This window comes from Candidatus Thiodiazotropha sp. LNASS1 (assembly GCF_964212655.1).
Lineage (GTDB): Bacteria > Pseudomonadota > Gammaproteobacteria > Chromatiales > Chromatiaceae > Thiodiazotropha.
In genome coordinates this window covers 1,805,066-1,819,073 of sequence record NZ_OZ156465.1, presented here as the reverse complement: position 1 = coordinate 1,819,073, position 14,008 = coordinate 1,805,066, and the positions used below count along the sequence as shown (strand labels likewise).

13 protein-coding genes are annotated in these 14,008 nt (G+C 50.3%); 6 read left to right on the top strand and 7 right to left on the bottom strand.

Going from position 1 to position 14,008, the window contains the following annotated elements:
* The first annotated feature begins 55 nt into the window (after nucleotides 1-55).
* From AB8516_RS07910 to AB8516_RS07900, 3 genes are all read left to right on the top strand, one after another.
* Nucleotides 56-625 (top strand): DUF882 domain-containing protein, encoded by a 570-nt coding sequence (locus AB8516_RS07910; RefSeq protein ID WP_369159633.1) that lies wholly within the window; start codon nucleotides 56-58, stop codon nucleotides 623-625.
* 135 nt (nucleotides 626-760) lie between these two features.
* Nucleotides 761-1,135, top strand: coding sequence for an ArsR/SmtB family transcription factor (locus AB8516_RS07905; RefSeq protein ID WP_369159631.1), 375 nt, complete (start codon nucleotides 761-763; stop codon nucleotides 1,133-1,135).
* Nucleotides 1,104-1,946, top strand: coding sequence for an arsenite methyltransferase (locus AB8516_RS07900; RefSeq protein WP_369159629.1), 843 nt, complete (start codon nucleotides 1,104-1,106; stop codon nucleotides 1,944-1,946). The genes AB8516_RS07905 and AB8516_RS07900 overlap by 32 nt, the downstream gene beginning before the upstream one ends.
* A gap of 23 nt (nucleotides 1,947-1,969) precedes the next feature.
* On the opposite strand, the gene asd is transcribed toward AB8516_RS07900, so the two are convergent.
* Genes asd through AB8516_RS07880 form a run of 4 tightly spaced genes read right to left on the bottom strand, consistent with a single transcriptional unit; the run spans nucleotide 1,970 to nucleotide 5,476 of the window.
* Nucleotides 1,970-2,881 (bottom strand): archaetidylserine decarboxylase, encoded by a 912-nt coding sequence (gene asd / locus AB8516_RS07895; protein ID WP_369159627.1) that lies wholly within the window; start codon nucleotides 2,879-2,881, stop codon nucleotides 1,970-1,972.
* Between the two features lie 4 nt (nucleotides 2,882-2,885).
* Nucleotides 2,886-3,479, bottom strand: coding sequence for a hypothetical protein (locus AB8516_RS07890; RefSeq protein ID WP_108292640.1), 594 nt, complete (start codon nucleotides 3,477-3,479; stop codon nucleotides 2,886-2,888).
* The gene (locus tag AB8516_RS07885) at nucleotides 3,476-4,294 is read right to left on the bottom strand and encodes a sulfurtransferase (protein ID WP_369159625.1); all 819 of its coding nucleotides are present in this window, start codon (nucleotides 4,292-4,294) and stop codon (nucleotides 3,476-3,478) included. The genes AB8516_RS07890 and AB8516_RS07885 overlap by 4 nt, the downstream gene beginning before the upstream one ends.
* 6 nt (nucleotides 4,295-4,300) lie before the next feature.
* Nucleotides 4,301-5,476 (bottom strand): alanine--glyoxylate aminotransferase family protein, encoded by a 1,176-nt coding sequence (locus tag AB8516_RS07880; RefSeq protein WP_369159623.1) that lies wholly within the window; start codon nucleotides 5,474-5,476, stop codon nucleotides 4,301-4,303.
* 440 nt (nucleotides 5,477-5,916) lie between these two features.
* On the opposite strand from AB8516_RS07880, the gene AB8516_RS07875 reads away from it, so the two are divergent.
* The 3 genes from AB8516_RS07875 to AB8516_RS07865 all read left to right on the top strand — a co-directional run bounded on the left by AB8516_RS07875 (nucleotide 5,917) and on the right by AB8516_RS07865 (nucleotide 9,828).
* The gene (locus AB8516_RS07875) at nucleotides 5,917-7,041 is read left to right on the top strand and encodes a putative Ig domain-containing protein (RefSeq protein WP_369159621.1); all 1,125 of its coding nucleotides are present in this window, start codon (nucleotides 5,917-5,919) and stop codon (nucleotides 7,039-7,041) included.
* A 464-nt stretch (nucleotides 7,042-7,505) separates the two neighbouring features.
* Nucleotides 7,506-8,996: an ExeA family protein gene (locus tag AB8516_RS07870; RefSeq protein WP_369159619.1), complete on the top strand. Its 1,491-nt coding sequence runs from the start codon at nucleotides 7,506-7,508 to the stop codon at nucleotides 8,994-8,996.
* A 364-nt stretch (nucleotides 8,997-9,360) separates the two neighbouring features.
* Nucleotides 9,361-9,828, top strand: a complete 468-nt coding sequence (locus tag AB8516_RS07865; RefSeq protein ID WP_369159617.1) for a VPLPA-CTERM sorting domain-containing protein — start codon at nucleotides 9,361-9,363, stop codon at nucleotides 9,826-9,828.
* Between the two features lie 132 nt (nucleotides 9,829-9,960).
* On the opposite strand, the gene AB8516_RS07860 is transcribed toward AB8516_RS07865, so the two are convergent.
* The 3 genes from AB8516_RS07860 to AB8516_RS07850 are packed head-to-tail and all read right to left on the bottom strand — an operon-like array spanning nucleotide 9,961 to nucleotide 13,996.
* Nucleotides 9,961-11,172, bottom strand: a complete 1,212-nt coding sequence (locus AB8516_RS07860) for an ABC transporter permease (RefSeq protein WP_369159615.1) — start codon at nucleotides 11,170-11,172, stop codon at nucleotides 9,961-9,963.
* Nucleotides 11,172-11,945 (bottom strand): ABC transporter ATP-binding protein, encoded by a 774-nt coding sequence (locus AB8516_RS07855; protein ID WP_369159613.1) that lies wholly within the window; start codon nucleotides 11,943-11,945, stop codon nucleotides 11,172-11,174. Before AB8516_RS07855 ends, AB8516_RS07860 begins: the two co-directional genes overlap by 1 nt.
* A gap of 35 nt (nucleotides 11,946-11,980) precedes the next feature.
* Nucleotides 11,981-13,996: a vWA domain-containing protein gene (locus AB8516_RS07850; protein WP_369159611.1), complete on the bottom strand. Its 2,016-nt coding sequence runs from the start codon at nucleotides 13,994-13,996 to the stop codon at nucleotides 11,981-11,983.
* Nucleotides 13,997-14,008 lie beyond the last annotated feature (12 nt).

Sequence of the window (14,008 nt, the reverse complement as noted above, 5' to 3'; positions counted from 1 at the left end):
GGTCGGTCACTGCCGACAATAGTGTTACGTTTCCCATCCAAGGTTAGCCGCATCCATGTTGCCAACGCTGATGACTACCAACGACAATCCCAGTTTCAGCAGACGTCGCTTTCTGCGTAACTGCGCATCAATGACAGGCCTGTTGATATCGTCGCCCTTGTTGGCGCTCGCCGCGAGTGAGAACCGCACGCTGGCGTTTCGTCATACCCATACGGGGGAGAGAGAAACGGTTACCTATTGGCGCGATGGAGATTACCAGGTCGATAATCTCCGGATTCTTGACCGTTTACTCAGAGATCACCGCAGCGGGGAGTCAACCAGCATGGATAGGGCGCTTCTGGACATGGTCTACCAGCTGCAGCAGGTTGTTGGCACTCATGGTGAATTCGAAATCATCTCCGCCTACCGCTCGCCGAAAACAAACGAGATGCTGCGCAACAAGAGCGGAGGAGTGGCGAAGCGGAGCCTGCATATGCAGGGTAGGGCAATCGATATCCGGCTCTGTGGCTGCGATCTTAAAACACTGCGGGATTGTGCCGTCGCAATGAAGGCGGGTGGTGTCGGTTACTATCCAAAATCCAATTTCATCCATCTCGACACCGGGCGTTTCCGTTCCTGGTCGTGAGTCTGCCGGTATTCATTCAAATCAATTCAGAAGCCTGTAAATAGATCACCGGTTCCCGTCTTGTGCTGAAACGGGTGATGGTCTATTCCGGGCTGTGATTTGTAATTCCGTAGATATTGTTTTATATTTCGAAATATGTCGAAGATTAGATCTAATGACAAGCAGCTTGCGGAGATGTTTAAAGCATTGGGTAACCCCCACCGTTTGCTTATTTTTCAGCGATTGAGTCGCTGCTGTCAGCCTGGCACCCGCTGTGATCTGGAGCAGGCGATCAGCTTCAGTGTCGGGCAGCTGGGCGAGGGTATGCAGATTGCGCCTTCCACCCTGTCGCACCATTTGAAAGCACTCCACTATGCGGGTTTGATTGAGATGGAGCGACAGGGTAAGCGTGTCAATTGCTGGATCGATCCAGGGGTTTTGGACAAACTATCGGAATTTTTCATTCCGCAAACAGAATTAGAGAATAGTGGAGAGCGTGATGCCAGATTTAACAAACAACAGTGCACCTGAAGTATCATTGACCGATCTCCAGGATAGCCATCGCCAGGAGGTGCGCAAGGCCTACGCGCAAGTGGCGGTGGCCAGCAATTCGAATGGTTGCTGCGGCATCGAATCGAGTTGTTGCGGTGTCTCGGACGACACGGCGATCAACACCCTGATCTCAAGCCGCCTGGGTTATAGCCAGGACGATCTTGCCAAGGTGCCGAGTGGCGCCGATATGGGCTTGGGATGTGGCAATCCGAAGGCGATCGCCGCCTTGCAGCCGGGCGAAGTGGTGGTCGATCTGGGCTCCGGCGGCGGATTTGACTGCTTCCTGGCAGCCGCCGAAGTGGGTGATGCGGGTCATGTGATCGGTGTGGATATGACGCCGGATATGTTATCCAAGGCGCGTAATAACGCCTTACGCGGCAAATATAGTAATGTCGAGTTCAGATTGGGTGAAATCGAGGCCCTGCCGATTGCAGACGGCTGTGCGGATGTGATCATCTCCAATTGTGTCATTAATCTTTCACCGGATAAGGATCGAGTGTTTCGGGAGGCCTTCAGGATACTCAAACCAGGGGGACGCCTGGCCATCTCCGATGTGGTGGCAACCGTGGAAATACCGCAAGAGATGAGAAACGATCCTCAACTGGTCTCCGGATGCATGGGTAATGCGTCGTTGATCGAGGAGTTGGAGGATATTATGGACGCGGCAGGGTTTACAGATATCAAGATCGAACCCAAGGACGAATCCCGCGAATTCATCCGCGATTGGGCACCGGGACGCGGGATCGAGGAGTATGTGGTTTCGGCAACGATCGAGGCGACCAGGCCGTGAATGCGTTACAGGTGATTATGGGGCTATGACTCCCCACCGGTAGCAGTGGCGATCGCTTCGCCCATTCTAACGGGGTTGTCCGCAATGAAATCGTCATGCCACTCGATGGCATCCTTGGCGAACAGCAGAATCACGGTGGATCCCATATTGAAGCGCCCCATCTCCTCGCCTTTTTCCAGCTCGATACTGGCAGGTGCGGCGGAGGGTTCGTAGTCCCAACTGTTTACCCGTTGTTGGAGGGGGGTGATGGTGCCGGCCCAGACAGTCTCGATGCTGGAGACAAAAATAGCACCGACAAGGATTATCGCCATGGGGCCGAAATCGGTCTCGAAAAGAGAGATCACCCGTTCATTCCTGGCAAACAGTCTGGGTACCTTCTCGCAGGTGGTTGCATTGACGCTGAACAGACGTCCGGGGACGTGGAGCATACGCTTCAATTTTCCGCTGGCAGGCATGTGCAGGCGGTGATAGTCGCGCGGAGAAAGGTAGATTGTTGCGAAGTTGCCGTCTTCGAACAGACGGTTCATCTCTGCATCGCCGCCCAGCAGCTCGAGTAGCGAGTAGTCGTGTTCCTTTGCCTGAAACAGGAATCCCGCCTCGATATCGCCCGACTGACTGAGTGTCCCGTCAGCAGGTGAGGCGACCTGATTGTCCGATTGGGCAACCGGCCGTGCATCGGGACGCAATGCACGGGTGAAGAAATCGTTGAAACTCCTGTATTGGGCAGGATCGCTCTCCAACGCCTCCTGCATATCAACCTTGTACCATTTGATCGCCTGACGGATGAGAAGATCTTTCACCGGTTTCAGCTCGATACGGGCAATGCTGTGCATCAAGGAGGAGAGCAGATGGTGCGGTAACAGATATTGCAGACCCACGAACAAGGATTGCGCAATCTTTTTACTGGTGTCCTTAGCTGTATCGGATTGATTCATAGCGTTACTGCACTGCATCGATCAGGTTATTGAGATCTTCAGCGATAGTAGCCGTATTGTTATTCCGGGTAAACAGGGCACGCAGTTTTGCGTCCGGCCCAATCAGGTAGAGTGTATATTCCGTTTTGTTGTCGGCGCCGCCGAAGGCGGTAAAGGCGATGTCCACTTTTTGCTTGTCTCCGTGCAAGGCCTGGAAGTTGTCTGACAGCGATGCGAACGATATCGCCTTTTCTTCAATCTTGTTTCCGGGCAGGTAGAAATAGTGAATCTGCTGTTGCAGATCAGGATCCGCCGCCAAGCGATTATGTACCTGAATCAGTCTGGTGAGTGCGATTGAAGAGGTTGTTCCTGGACCGGGATCAAGCATCAACAGGTTCCAATGACCTTGCAGATCGCTGAGGGAAAAGGGTTCACCCTGCTGGTTGTAGAGATCGACTGGCGGTACCGGGAGTGGGGGATTGATCAAAACACCGTCGATTTGGGGTAATGTCCTGGTATGTTGCTTTTGTGTATGGCCAGCATAGTAGGCGACTGAAAATGTGATCAGAGCCAGAATCAGTATGACTGCCCGGCGCTGTTTACTGGATGGCCGTCTCATGGCATGGCTTTAGGTGTATCGTCATTGTTACCCCATTCTGACCATGAACCCGGGTAGCCCCTGCAGTGCTGGTAACCCAGATGGCGCAGAACGAACCAGGCGAGAGATGAGCGATGGTGAGTCTGGCAGTAAGCGACGATCTCTTTATCTTGCTCCAGTCCCAATTGGTTGAGCCGTGTCTGCAGTGCCTCGTCCGCTTTTAAGCGCAGGTTTCGATCGCGATCCATGACCTCCAACCAGTCGAGGTTGACCGCTCCCGGAATATGCCCCGGATGCCTGGAGAAGCGTGAGATACCGGAATATTCATTCCAGCTGCGCGCGTCCCAGAGGGCGAAGTCAGGCTCACCAAGACGTTCGGTTATATAGTCGGCGGTGGCGACTGTATCCGTACAGGGTACAGCGGTGAAATCGGCTGTTGCGGACGGTGATAATTCGCGACTGCAGGCATGACCCTCATTAGCCCAGGCGTGCAGTCCTCCGTTCAACAGCGAATAGTGCCCATGTCCCATCGCTTCCAGCGTCCACAACAAGCGTGAGGCATTGCCGCCGCCCTCATCATCATAGGCTACGACATGGCTGTCGTTGTCGATGCCATGGTCAGAGAGTGTCCGTGCCACTGTATCGGTATCCGGAAGCAAGCCATGCACGGGATGGTTGCTGGCCACAATCCGGCTGTAGGCCAGATGTACCGCTCCTGGAATATGGAGTTGGGCATAGGTGGTCTCTTTGCATAAATCGATGACCACCAAGCTCTCCACTCCAAGCAGGTTTTGCAGCTGCTCGGGCTCGAGCAGCAGTGGGACTTCGGCTATCACTAAGAATTAGAGCGCTTGCTGGACGCGGCCCAGGGCAACACCTGTATTTATCGGTGCGTTCATATCGCTCAGAACGGCCTCCAAAGCGCCCACACACAACAGGATATTTTCCGCTCGGGCACTATGCCCCATCAGTCCGATACGCCAAACCTTGCCAGCCAAGGCGCCCAGGCCGGCACCGATCTCCAGGTTGTACTCACTGAGTAAGCGGCTTCTCACAGTTGCATCGTCGACGCCTTCGGGAATGGAAACCGCATTCAGCTGGGGCAGCCGATGCGCTTCGTCCACGATAAAAGTAAGACCCATTGCTTCGAGGCCAGCCTTCAAAGCATTGTGCATCTTGTTATGTCGCATCCAGGCGTTTTCCAATCCCTCATCCTGGAGTATGCAGAGTGCTTCATGTAAGCCATACAGTGCATTTACCGGCGCGGTATGATGATAGGCTCGCTTTTGGCCACTACCCCAGTATCCCATCACCAGATTCAGGTCGAGAAACCAACTCTGTACCTTGCTGCTGCGGTTACGTACCTTTTCCAAGGCACGTTCGTTGAAGCTGACGGGTGCGATGCCCGGTGTACAGGAGAGGCATTTCTGAGTCCCTGAATAGATTGAATCGATTCCCCATTCATCGACTTTCAGTTCACAACCGCCGAGGGAAGTGACACTGTCCACAATCGTAAGGCAGTCATGGCGATGAGCAAGTTCCACCAGTTCCTTGGTATCTGAACGGGCGCCGGTTGAGGTCTCGGCGTGGACAAAGGCAAGAATCGCAGCATCGCTGTTTTGTTCGAGAGCTGCTTCGACCTTTGTCAGATCGACAGCTTTGCCCCACTCATCCTCGACCATGATCGGAGTTCCGCCGCAACGTTCAACATTCTCTTTCATACGGCCGCCGAAAACACCATTTTGGCATACGATGACCTTGTCGCCAGGTTCGACCAGGTTGACAAAACAGGTCTCCATGCCTGCCGATCCTGGTGCCGAAACCGGCATTGTCAGCTGGTTCTCGGTCTGGAACGCATATTGAAGCAATCCTTTGGTCTGCTCCATCATCTCGACAAATACCGGATCCAGATGGCCGATGGTCGGGCGTGACAGTGCCTCGAGTATGCGGGGGTGTACATCGGAAGGGCCGGGGCCCATGAGCGTACGGATGGGTGGGTTGAAACTTGGAGTCGTCATACTGCGTTGCCTATTGTTATCGAATTTAAAAAAACGCTGCTGAGTATAAGTGTCGAATCCATTTGGCATCAAGTGATACCCCCCTGGCAAGGTTGCGGTAATTGGTCCTTGCACGGGTTGCGGTGGTTATATTTGGATTGTTGATTGCTGTTTTGGCAGGATGTTGACTTATCAAACGAGCTCAGTTTTTTATTGTGCCTATCCTGATTATTTTGCTTGGTAATGTCAAACTCGAAAAGAGAGTCATTTGGCTATTTTTTGAGCAATCCAGCCACACGGATTTGGGATTAAACTGAATATATATTTTTAATTAAATCAATTGGTTGTAATTAGCTGTCCGGTATTGTGAATAAGGTCATGTTGATCTGTGATCCAGTTCCTCAGGTCATCCATGGGTCTGCCGTAATCTATTCCAGGAATTACAATACTGAGGCATCGAAATGAGATTACACCAGGCGGCTTTTTCAGCAATAACATTGAGTATCATTCTCAGTGCATGCGGTGGTGGAAGTGCTGTGACCGAGTCTGATCAGGTAGCCAACATACCTGATCAGGAAACAGCTGTCTCCAGTGGTAACGAAACAATCGTCATACCGCCTCCGAAAAACGGCGCTGCATCGATTGATGAGCCGACCACTACCACAACGCCACCTGTAACGTCGACACCTGTCACATCAACACCTGTAAGGCCTGCACCGACGACCAATACCCGTGAGCCTGCCGAGGTGTTCGGTGCCGCGTCTTTAACAACCGCAGCGGTGTCCGGTGACAATGTCGTCCTTAGTTGGAGTCAGGCCAATGACGTTCCGCAAGGCGGATACAACATATTCATCGATGGCGAGAATTCAAAGGACCTGAGCAATACAGCAGGCACTACGGCAACCGTTCAGGGCCTTGACCTCAGCGTTCAGCACTGCTTCACGGTTCAAGCACGATATACTCAGGCCACCCCGGTACAATTTTTTACGTCCAACAGCCGTTGTACAGATGCGCAGCAGTCAGACAACCAGGCACCTGTAATCACAGGCAATCCGACTAACAGTGTGAATGCAGGTGAGTCCTACTCCTTCACGCCAAGCGCAACGGACAGTGACAATGACAATCTGACTTTCTCCGTCACAAATCTGCCTGCCTGGGCCCAATTCAACAACCAGACAGGTACCTTAAGCGGTTCTCCAACAGCTGATGATGTAGGTGACTACAACAATATTGTCATTACTGTTTCAGATGGCACCGATGAGGACAGCTTGAATGCATTTGCAGTTACCGTAAATTCGGATACCACAGCGCCGGCGACCGGTTCAATTTCGCTGAGATGGGTCGCGCCGACAACCCGTACTGACGGTTCGGCCCTCAACCTGTCAGAGATTCAAGGATTTTGTGTCTATGTTGGTACCACGAGAAATAATCTTCAGATGGTTGCTGACATCAATGAAGGTGATAGGACTACCTACGTGTTAGATAACCTGGATCTTGGAGATTACTATGTGGCGGTATCCGTATACGATCAGCAGAATAACATGAGTAGTTATTCGAATATCGTAATGAAGACTGCTGTGAATTGACCAAAAATTAGATCGTAGCAATTTGCTACGTCACAGATTACATTCTAGTAAAACCTGCTGCATGATTGATCTGCAGCAGGTTTTTTTTATTTAACAGTTGGTGTTATATTCTTCTTGTCTGGGAATAGTTGCCGGGTGCATTGGTGTTGTGCAAGAGAAAGTATCGAGTGACCTGCAAAATGTTCCCCAGTAACTTAGTGGTTTAGGAGTGTAAAATGGATTTTTTTCTGACATTATGTCGCCTGAGTCATGAATTGGTCTGGCGACTCAGCGCTATCCATTCGGTCTGACATTATCGAACCCTTACAAAAAAACGCTGTTATTTTTTTATTGATTACAGTCGTGACTACTGCCCTTATCCGTCAACACTGATTTTCCTGCCAGTGTCCGACGTTATCGCTTGTCTTGCTGAGACTAAAATACTTGGTTGTGACAGTGGGCAATCATGAAGTTGAGTGACAAAGATGTACGAATCATTATATGGATTTAATGAGACACCCTTCCGTTTATGCGCTGACGAACAATTCTGCTATGCCCACAGCAATTATGAGCGAACCGCTGATTGCATAACATATGCACTGAAGCGGGGTGAAGGTGTTCTCTTGTTAACCGGGCCTCCCGGATCGGGTAAAACAATCTTATGCAGAGATGTTATCTCAAAGCTTGATCCAAATAAGTGTATTGCCATCAATATAATGATGGGGCAGTTGTCAGCGGAAGAGTTGCTTAGGAAGGTAGCGCTTGAATCAGGTATGCCGGCAGAGGAATATAATAGAGCGACATTGCTGTCTTCCATTCATCAGCGTCTGAATGACCTGCACTATACAGACAAGCGATTGATATTGTTTCTTGATGAGGCTCACATTCTTACATCGAATTCACCGGCAGAGTTGAAGCTATTGTCCGATCTGCAACGGGAGTGGCACTCGGTTCTTCAGTTGGTCCTGATAGGCAATCCCGAGTTACGGGAGTCGGTTGGTGGAGCAGGTATAGAACAAATTCAGCAAAGGGTTTCTGCGGTGTGCGAGCTTGAAACCATGACTGCTGAGCAGACTGAAGGTTATATAAAACACAGACTTCACCGGGTGGGGTGGAGGCATGACCCCATCATTGAGAGATCAGTCTATTCAATTATCTATGATGTCACTCAGGGACTACCACGACTCATAAATCATTTAATGAGTCGTTTGTTGTTGGCCGCCGCATTGGAAAACAGACATCAGATAAGTATTGATGATGTATTGTTGGTTGCAGAGTTGTTAATCGAGGAGGGTCGATTGAGACTGCATTCAAATGAAACAATTGATTTTTTAAAAGAGAGGTATATACCCGTAAAACCGTTTCAAGCTGTCTCTACACTCCCTTGCAAACGCGGCAATACACCGACAGTTGAGCCATGCTCCGGTAAGATGGTCGGGTCATCCATAAGACAACCAGCCACTAACGATTCTACGGCAATACATGATGCTGCAATCTTTGTTCACGAAGGGGAGCAGGAGTTCGATGAATTCGACCTCTCATTGGAAGATTTGGATATGCCTGATACGGAATGGATCGAGTGGGATAATCCTGGCCTACCATCCGTATACAATGGGGCAATGAATCAAGCCGCACATTCATCAGGTGAAATATCAAAAGCTGAGTTCGAACAAAATTCAAGGCAGAAGAGGTGCGAATCACGCGATTCCAATAGTGAACATCAGTGGGGTGGTGTCTGGTGGATGTCAGTTAATGACAAACGTAAGATACAAATCTCTTCAGATGCTGCCGATGAGCTGCCTTCTATAACAATTGATGGGTGCCCGGATATGTTCAATGAACCTGTGCCTCAATGGGTAAGTGATCAAAGAGGCAGCGTAGACATGAAAAGTACAAAAAGAAAAATATTTCTTGCATTTATTGTAGTAAGTTTTGTGTTGCTGATACTCTTCATTTTTCGGCTTGCGACAAGCTAAACTCAATCGATGGTATTTGATTTTTAACTATTGGTTTAACTTCACTTAAAATATTATTTATTGATCAATGTTTATTTCTTCATCCCTAACTGTGTTTTTTTGATGTAAAAAGTGGTGCAGGCCGGTCGGATGTTGATCTGTGGCATAACCTGCCATATTTGGTTCCATTGCCAGTTAATATCTCGAACAATTAATTAAACACTGGAAGATTAATGTGCGGTCTAAATTGCAGTTGTAAAATAATTGTAAAATGTGGTCTTTTTGTGCAGTTGTTAGAATTTTTATGTTGTTTAAGTCGCAAACTAGCTATTACAATCTATGATGAGATTTAGGAGTTTATTTCACTGACTAAAGGACGAGGATCATGAAAAGGTTATTCTGCACATTGGTATTGATGGCCGGCATTGTTTCAACGAGTGTGTTTGGCGGAACAGTCATTGATGCCGGTACATTTACAGAGAATGGAGACACTTACAATCCGTCGCCATATTCCGGTATCTTTACGGACGTTATTCACTTTGATATTGCTACTTCCGGACTATCACTTATCTTTTCTGGATCTCATACCGGGATGGCGGCAGATGATATGTTGCTGACAAACACGAATGATGGTATGGATTTTCATCTTGGACCGGTGTTTTCGGAAAGTTTGAGCTTGGCTAAGGGCAGTTACGTATTTACACTCTCAGGTTTCGCCTTGAATGCGCTCGATAGCAAAATTTACTCCGACTACGACCTTACAATATCGGCCGTACCGCTTCCTGCGGCGGCTTGGTTGTTCGGTTCTGCATTGCTTGGGTTCATCGCTTTCAGTGCAAGGCGGAAAATCTAATGCTCCATAATGCACAAAAAACTATTCAACAGGCCCGTGGTGAGAGATCTTTACGGGCCTTTGTTCGTACTTCCCTATTACATTACTAAATATGGTGGCGGGTATAGGGTTACTGCAATTTGAGGTGGACCTCTAAATCTCTCTCAACCCTTCCGATGGTTCCACGCTTGCTGCACGGTAACCTGCAAGTGATGCGGCAACAATTGATGATCCCAGTGTCAGAAGTAGGGCAACAAGAAAGTGGTTAGGTAACAATCTGCAAATTGTCTCACCATCCTCGGTCTGTGTCATGAATAATCCGTTGATAGTGAAACTGACAGCCAGATAGATCAGTGATGCTGTCAGCCATCCGAAGAAGGCGGTAAATGCCGATTGTAAAACCGGGAACCAGATTATCTCCCCAGTACGGAAACCGACCAGTCGAAGGACGCTTAACTCTTTTCGCTTTCGGTCGACATTTGCCCACAGACTGGCGCCCAAAGAGAATGAGAAACCAATAAGTCCGATGAGTGCGATCAACCAGAAAACCAGGCTCAGATTCTGATCCATACTGCGCACGATGTCGATGTCGGCTGCCCGGGTATTCACTTCGATCCCCAATTTTTGCAGTGCATCACTGATTGGTGCGACGTCATAGATGGAGCGTGTATAGAGGCGGAAGCTGGGATAGGTGCGCTCGTCGTTCGGAGCCTTTGTGCCGCTCCAACCGAAAGCCGGGACCGCGCGACCATCGCGGAAGTCCTCCGCAGCCTCCAACAGGTTCAGATTGGTGAAGGCGCCGTCACGGGTAAAGCTGGCGTGTCTCGCTACATCGACTACCTGGAGTGTAACGTGCACCCTTTCACTACGTCCCTTGTATCGGCGTGACAGACTGCCATTGATCTCGTCACCCGGCTTTACCTTAAGCCGTTGTGCTGCCTTTTCCGAGAGCACAATCTGTTGCAGGCTCTTTGGGATTGTTCGTGCCTTCAAAAGTGGATCGCCCAGACCCGTTGGGATCATCTCAACTGAGACGATGCGCTTCGCTGCTTGGCTCTTCAGGTCGATGGTGGCGGCGATGGCGCGGGTACGCGGCACAATAAAGTCGATCTCCTCCCTGGCTTGCAGTTGTTCGATCCAGGCGCTGTCATAGCGGCCACTGCCGATAGGACGTACTTCCCTGTTGCGCGGGTCCTCTATAAGGCTGTTGAGCATGCTGCCGACGATGCCGAATTTTAGACCATACAGGATCATCATCGGCCCAAGCACTGCTGCCAGGGCGATGATGAAGAAGCTCGACATTTGCCATTCGTTGCGGTAATCACGACCGGCCAGCCAGATGATATCCTTAAATCGATGACGCATCAGCCACTCACAACAGTTTCAGTCATCGATCCATCTGCCTCTCTATGAGTGTGGTGTTCCAGGTGACGGAGTCCCAACCGGTTGATGTGACGCCATGCATGACTGGCCAGAATGACAGTGATATGAAGTTCATCCACAAGTTCGATGAACAGTGACATTATGCGTTCGGCTGCAATGGGATCAAGCGATGCAGTGGGTTCGTCGGCAATTACGATGGCCGGCCGATGAGCCAGGGCGCGACCAATGGCAACACGTTGACGTTCACCGACAGAGAGCATATGAGGCAGCTTGTTCAGATGTCTGTGTATACCCAGGTCATTCGCCAGCTCGTCGACCAATCCATCATCCTGCATATCGAGCAGGCGACGGGAGAGATTGATATTTTCCCGAACCGTCAGATAGGGTAGCAGCCCCCCTGTCTGCATGACATAACCGATCCGCAAACGACGGAGATCACCCAGTTTGTTGAGTTGATTCTTCTGCCATAGCGCTGAAATATCGACCGGTTCTGCGCCCCGCTCAGGTCTGAAACGAAATGACCCGATATTGCTCGGTTTCAGTGTCATCGAGAGCATATCCAGCAGGGTGCTCTTGCCACAGCCACTTTCACCAATGAGCGCTATTTTCTCTCCCAGTGCGATCTGCAGGCTCGGTACGCGTAGACGGAATGCACTACCTTCGGCTTCTCGAGTCTTCTCTACATCACGCAAATGATAGATGAGTACCTTTTCACCGGTCAGCATTGCGCCCGGGTGGATTACAGTGGTCGTCAAATCGGGTACTCCTCCAGTTCCACGATGAAGGAGAACTAGGGCAACATTTCCAAGGCGATCGGGAAGACGGAGTCACCGGATATCGGTCCTCCGTCCAGTGAAACCCATAGGTCTGTATGATCATGCAATACCTGGTAGTAGTTTATCTTCTCTTCCAAGCGATTGATGAATCTGATCTGGTCCCGGGCCGGCCAGTCCTGCCAATTCTCTAAAGAGAGATTCATGACTTCACCGGTGTACGGTAGGTCCTCAATATATTCCCGCATAAAACCCATGTCTGCCAGGTTGCCTTCGCGCGCACCGGTCACTCGCGTTGTTGTTCCAAGTTGTTCCGGGTCCCGGGCGATTGTGGCGGCAAGACTCTTCAGATCGTTGAGAAAAGTGCGTGGAGATAGCAGGCCCTCTTCGGCTGTAATGAGAACCTGGTGCATGATGCTGTGCAGATCGCTGAGTTGATCGCGAGTCAAAAGTACGCGTACATCAAGGGTTTGTCTCTGTGGCTCGTTGATATCCCGATCGACCAGCCAGGCATCGAACACACTGGGGATCTGCTGTTTGTCTTTTTGTTGAAGATAACGCATACGCAGGGCATAGCCCAGTTTGGCGACCTTTGCCTGGAATTGGGCCAACTGATCGGTTTCTTCATCTTGTGTTGCCTGGTTTTTCCTGGCCTGGCGTTCCATAGCCATACTCTTCCCGGCCGCCGCCAGGGCGGCCAGTTTGACCTGTTCGGTGATCTGCTTGGCCAGGGCATCCAGAACTCTGCCGAATCGTTCAACATCACCTGTTTCGACACCGAAGTAGAAACTGCCGATGCCTGGATAATATGAGAGATCGCGATAGGTCTCTTCTGCTTGTGTGTGATCCGCCATGATACTTGGCGTTAAAAGATGCAAGACAGAGAGTGCTATACCTTTGTCCTGGGCCAGCTGGCGAAGCGATGCGCTCGACATGCCGGTGCCGGAGAGCGGATCACCTGCTTCTCGGGGGCCTGCATCTGTGATCAGAACAACATAGCGGGCATCCTGCCCCTGCCAATCTATACCTGCTACAGCCTCGTTGACACCGGCAAAGCTGTCTTCATTGAAATCGCGGCTGGATACTGAAGCGGCTTTAAGGGACGAGACCTGGTTGAAAAAGCCATCTGCATCCTGTCCCTGTTGAAGATTGACATAGGTTTGTGTCAAGTAATCCAGTGCAGGAACGGCCTGTGGATTGTCGCGAAACGCAATCAAGCCAAAGCTCACATCGCCAGTCAGGTCCTCTTCGGTGATGGTGTCATATATTTTGCGCACCGCTTCACGTGTCCGGTCGATATAGGGATCCATCGAGAGGGTGGAGTCAATGACGAATACTACGGCGGAGCGGAAAGGCTTGATCTTGTTGCGGGCCTCTTCTTTCTTTTTTTCGGGAGCTTGTGCCTGTTCACTTGTTATCGCAGGCAGTAGCGGTACGCTGGATACTTGCAGCATGCGTGCCTGCTCATTTCCGATATAGATATCTTCGTGATCTCGGATGGGCACCAGGTAGAAATCCTTCAAGATATCGATATGCGTCCTTGGCTGGATGGCGATCACCGGTGATTTGTCATCAAGTTCACCCGACTCGGCAGCCTGATAGAGTTGTCGATATTTCTCCTTGTCATTACTCTTGAGCACGGTTTTCAACTGCTCTTTTTCATTGAAGAGCAGGACCCGGTCGTTACCTATTGGATCACGAAATGCAACAGTCAGCCCTTGATTCCAGGGAATGGTGTCATTTTCCGCTATCCAGCCGGCTATTTCGCCATACCGATTATGGCCAAGTAGTAGCCAGGTGGTGCTATTCTCTATTTTTCGGTCATACACATAGAAGGCGCTGAATGGTGTTGCGGGATCACCCTTAGCCTTTTGTATTTCCTTATAAAAATGAGCTCCTGGCTTACTCAGCACACGCTGGTAGAGAGCCTCCTTACCATCCATGAGCAGGGGGTGTTGCTGCGCGGCACCAAGGAGAAGGGAAGGGGAGAGTAAAACAATCAACAGAGTCAGGATCGATTTGAGAGTGGCCATCGTTTTATCCTT

Bases quoted from the DNA above. Each gene is read 5' to 3' on its own strand.
- AB8516_RS07910 (WP_369159633.1), top strand. From the start codon at position 56: ATGTTGCCAACGCTGATGACTACCAACGACAATCCCAGTTTCAGCAGA.
- AB8516_RS07905 (WP_369159631.1), top strand. From the start codon at position 761: ATGTCGAAGATTAGATCTAATGACAAGCAGCTTGCGGAGATGTTTAAA.
- AB8516_RS07900 (WP_369159629.1), top strand. From the start codon at position 1,104: ATGCCAGATTTAACAAACAACAGTGCACCTGAAGTATCATTGACCGAT.
- asd (WP_369159627.1), bottom strand. From the start codon at position 2,881: ATGAATCAATCCGATACAGCTAAGGACACCAGTAAAAAGATTGCGCAA.
- AB8516_RS07890 (WP_108292640.1), bottom strand. From the start codon at position 3,479: ATGAGACGGCCATCCAGTAAACAGCGCCGGGCAGTCATACTGATTCTG.
- AB8516_RS07880 (WP_369159623.1), bottom strand. From the start codon at position 5,476: ATGACGACTCCAAGTTTCAACCCACCCATCCGTACGCTCATGGGCCCC.
- AB8516_RS07875 (WP_369159621.1), top strand. From the start codon at position 5,917: ATGAGATTACACCAGGCGGCTTTTTCAGCAATAACATTGAGTATCATT.
- AB8516_RS07870 (WP_369159619.1), top strand. From the start codon at position 7,506: ATGTACGAATCATTATATGGATTTAATGAGACACCCTTCCGTTTATGC.
- AB8516_RS07865 (WP_369159617.1), top strand. From the start codon at position 9,361: ATGAAAAGGTTATTCTGCACATTGGTATTGATGGCCGGCATTGTTTCA.
- AB8516_RS07860 (WP_369159615.1), bottom strand. From the start codon at position 11,172: ATGCGTCATCGATTTAAGGATATCATCTGGCTGGCCGGTCGTGATTAC.
- AB8516_RS07850 (WP_369159611.1), bottom strand. From the start codon at position 13,996: ATGGCCACTCTCAAATCGATCCTGACTCTGTTGATTGTTTTACTCTCC.